A 3,660-nucleotide genomic window follows, 5' to 3' on the forward strand; every position below is an offset into this window, starting at 1 on the left:
GCCGCCGAGCCGGCCCGTCCCCACCCGCCCCGGGCCCGCCTCTAAGCCCGGGCATACGGAAATCCGCTGGTCCGGGGCCCGGCCGTACGGCTACCGTCGTCGCCCATGCGACGCGAGACGACGACCCTGTGGCGACCCACGGGCCTCGAGGAGCTGGCCCTCGTCGAGGCGTCCGGCTGGACGGCCTGGCCCCCGCGCCTGCCCGAGCAGCCGATCTTCTACCCGGTCCTGAACGAGGACTACGCCGTCCGCATCGCCCGCGACTGGAACGTCCCCGCGTCCGGCTCGGGCCACGTCACCCGCTTCGAGGTGGAGACGGAGTTCCTGGAGCGCTACCCGGTACGGCAGGCCGGCGGCGAGACGATCCTGGAGCTGTGGGTCCCGGCGGAGGAGCTGGCGGAGTTCAACCGGCACATCGTGGGGCGCATCGAGGTCGTGCGGGAGTTCCACGCGGACGCGTAGCCGGCGGGCAACTTTCCGCCCGTGATCGCCGTCCTTGAGGGAGGATTCGGGCATCGCAGCCGCGAGCGGAAGGCCGGGACGTGGACACCGACACGGCGAGGGGCGGGTGGACGGACGCGCCCGGCGACCGGGGGGCCCGCCGGGGCGGGCGGCGGTTCGGGGCCTGGTGCGCCGGGCTGCTGTTCGCCGCGGTCAGCGCGGTCGTCGGCTGCCGGATCGCCGACACCGACGGCATCACGCCGGTGCCGCAGCTGCTCGCCTTCCTGCCCTGGCTGCTGGTGCCGGCCGGCGCCGGCCTGCTGCTGACGCTGCTCGCCCGGTGGTGGACGGGAGCGGTGTGGGGCGTGGCGCTGCTCGGGCTGCTGGCCTGGTTCACCGAGCCGTACGGCAAGGCCGGCGAACCGGCCGGGCCGCCCGTCGCCGAGGTGCGGGTGCTGACGTCGAACGTCGAGTTCGGACAGGGCACCGACGCCCTGATCGGCGCGGTGCGCCGCGAGCAACCCGACCTGCTGTTCGTACAGGAGTGCGAGTACACGTGCGACGCGGCCCTGCGGCGCGCGCTCGGTGCCGGCTATCCGCACCGCCGGGCCGTCGAGGGCGGCGGCTCCGAGGGGTCGGTCATCCTGAGCCGCTTCCCGCTCACACCCGCCCCCGCCGTCCCCGGCACCATGGGCATGCCCGCCGCCGTCGCCGACGTGCGCGGTCACGCCGTACGCCTCCAGCTCGCCCACCCGATGCCGCCGCTGCCGGAGCAGCTCGGCCTGTGGCGCACCGAGCTGGGCCGGCTGCGCGACGCCGCCGACGGGGCCGGCGGGACACCCACCGTCCTCGCCGGCGACTTCAACGCCTCCCAGGACCACGCCGCCTTCCGGCGCATCCTCGACACCGGGCTGTACGACGCCGCCCGCCTCGCCGGCCAGGACCGGGCGCCGAGCTGGCCGTCCCGGACGACCCCGGTGCTCGGCGCGCAGATCGACCACGTGCTGGTGTCGCCGGACTTCGCCGCGCACCGCGCCCGCTTCCTGCACCTGGCCGGCACCGACCACCGCGCACTGGTCGTCGACCTCACCCTGCACGCGGCGGACGGCTGACCCCGTCGTCCCGGGGCCGCTCAGACGCCGATGTCGCCGCCGTCCGCGCGCCACACCGCCACGACCGCCGGGCGCACGATCTTCCCGGGCCCGTCGGGCCAGGTGCTGGCCGGCTTCTCCACCGAGGCGCCGTCGACCTCGCCCGGGTGCTGCACGGAGACCAGCACCCGCCGGTCCTGGACGAGCGGACCGCAGGTCTCCGCACCGGTCGGCACGGTCAGGAACTGCTTCAGCTCACCGCGCCGGTCGCCCTTCGTCGCCACGCCGAAAAGGCCGTCGTGGGTACCGAGCGCGTTGCCGTCGGTGGAGATCCACAGGTTGCCGTGACCGTCGAAGGCCACGTTGTCCGGGCAGGAGATCGGGCTGACGGCCTCCTTCGGGAAGCCCGCGAAGTACGTCCCCGGGTCCTCCGGGTCGCCGGCCACCAGGAACAGCGACCAGGCGAAGGAGGTCGCGTCGGCCCGGTTGCGGCGCTCGGTCAGCTCCAGCACGTGGCCGTGCTTGTTGCCGACCCGCGGGTTGGCCTCGTCGGGGCCGGCGGACCCGGCCTTGCCGCGGTTGGTGTTGTTGGTGAGGGCGACGTAGACCTTGCCGGTCCCCGGGGACGGCTCGATGTCCTCGGGCCGGTCCATCTTCGTCGCGCCGGCCTTGTCGCCGGCGAGCCGCGTGAAGACGCAGACCTCCTCGGCGCTCATGCCCTCGACGTGCGAGACGGCGCCCCGCTCGGTCGCGGTGACCAGCGGGATCCACTGGCCGCTGCCGTCGAACTCGCCGTCGGCCGGCAGCGTGCCCGTGCCGTCGATCTCGATCGCCGGGGAGTCGCCGGTCAGCCTGGCGACGTAGAGGGTGCCCTCGTCGAGCAGCGTCAGGTTGTGCTCGTGCGCCGCGCGGCTGCCGCCGTGCCGCATCCGCTTGCTGCCGACGAACTTGTAGAAGTAGTCGAACCGCTCGTCGTCGCCGGTGTAGACGACGGGACGCCCGTCGCTCGTCAGCCGCACGGTCGCGGCCTCGTGCTTGAAGCGGCCGAGCAGGGTGTGCTTGCGGGGCGTGGAGGTGGGGTCGTACGGGTCGAACTCGACGACGTACCCGAAGCGGTGCACCTCGTTGGGCTCCTGGGCGACGTCGAACCGCTTGTCGAACCGTTCCCACTTCCGCTCGGTGGCCCCGGTCCCGATCCCGTACCGCTTGTCGGTGGCCCGGCCGCTGTTGGCGAAGTACTGGTTGAAGTTCTCCTCGCCGTGCAGCGTCGTGCCCCACGGGGTGGTGCCGCCGGAGCAGTTGTTGAGGGTGCCGAGCACCTTGCGGCCGGTCCGGTCGGCAGAGGTCTTCACCAGGTCGGACCCGGCGGCCGGGCCGGTCAGCCGGAACTCGGTGGTGGCGGTGACACGCCGGTTGAGGTGGTGCCGGGACACCGGCGTCAGCCTGCCGCTCCTGCGGTCCTCCTCCACGACGACGGCGGACAGCCCGTGCGCGGCCCACGCGATCTCCACCTGCTCGCGGGTGGGGTTCTCGGGGTCGTAGCCCCGGAACATCAGCACCTCGTCGGTGTACTCGTGGTTGGCGACGAGCAGCTGCCGGCCCCGCTCACCTCGCAGCGGCAGCAGCGCGAGGAAGTCGTTGTTGTACCCGAACTGCCCGGCCTGCGCCTTCGCGGTCTGCTTCGCCGGGTCGAAGGCCGGCGCCCCGCGCAGGATGGGCTCGCCCCACCGGATGACGACGCCCTGCCGGTAGCCCTCCGGCACGACCACGGCGTCCTCGGTGTTGGGAGCGACGGGCGCGAACCGCAGCCCGCGCGCACCCTGCGGCTTCGGACGGCTCCCGTGCCCCCTCCCCGCCGCCGGCGCGGCCTGCGCCGAGGGCGCCCCCGCCACCCCCACGGCACCGGCGCCCGCCGCGGCGACGGTGACGACGGCCGCGGCGCGCATCATGGAACGCCGGCTGAGCGCGCCCGCGATGACGTCGCCGACGTACTCGTTGGAGCTGGTGTTGGGCACCTCGTGGAAGCAGGCGTCACCACACCGGAAACGGCAGGTCATGGCGGACCGTCCGCCGGGGTGCGACCCGGACGGCGTTCCGATCAACGGCAGCAGCTTGCGCACGTGTCCAG

At 74.0% G+C, this 3,660-nt stretch carries 3 protein-coding genes; 2 read left to right on the forward strand and 1 reads right to left on the reverse strand.

Annotation, left to right across the window (positions count from 1 at the left end):
* Positions 1–105 precede the first annotated feature (105 nt).
* Complete coding sequence (locus GTW67_RS03555; protein WP_161163325.1) at positions 106–462, forward strand: ADP-ribosylation/crystallin J1; 357 nt, start codon at positions 106–108, stop codon at positions 460–462.
* A gap of 80 nt (positions 463–542) precedes the next feature.
* Positions 543–1,553 carry an endonuclease/exonuclease/phosphatase family protein gene (locus GTW67_RS03560; RefSeq protein ID WP_161163326.1) on the forward strand — a complete coding sequence of 337 codons (1,011 nt, stop codon included), beginning with the start codon at positions 543–545 and terminating at the stop codon, positions 1,551–1,553.
* Positions 1,554–1,573: 20 nt separating this feature from the next.
* Here the strand turns inward: GTW67_RS03560 and GTW67_RS03565 are convergent, their stop codons facing one another.
* Positions 1,574–3,652: an alkaline phosphatase PhoX gene (locus tag GTW67_RS03565; RefSeq protein WP_161163327.1), complete on the reverse strand. Its 2,079-nt coding sequence runs from the start codon at positions 3,650–3,652 to the stop codon at positions 1,574–1,576.
* Positions 3,653–3,660 lie beyond the last annotated feature (8 nt).

Origin of the sequence: Streptomyces sp. SID5910, from assembly GCF_009862125.1 — a bacterium.
Lineage (GTDB): Bacteria > Actinomycetota > Actinomycetes > Streptomycetales > Streptomycetaceae > Streptomyces.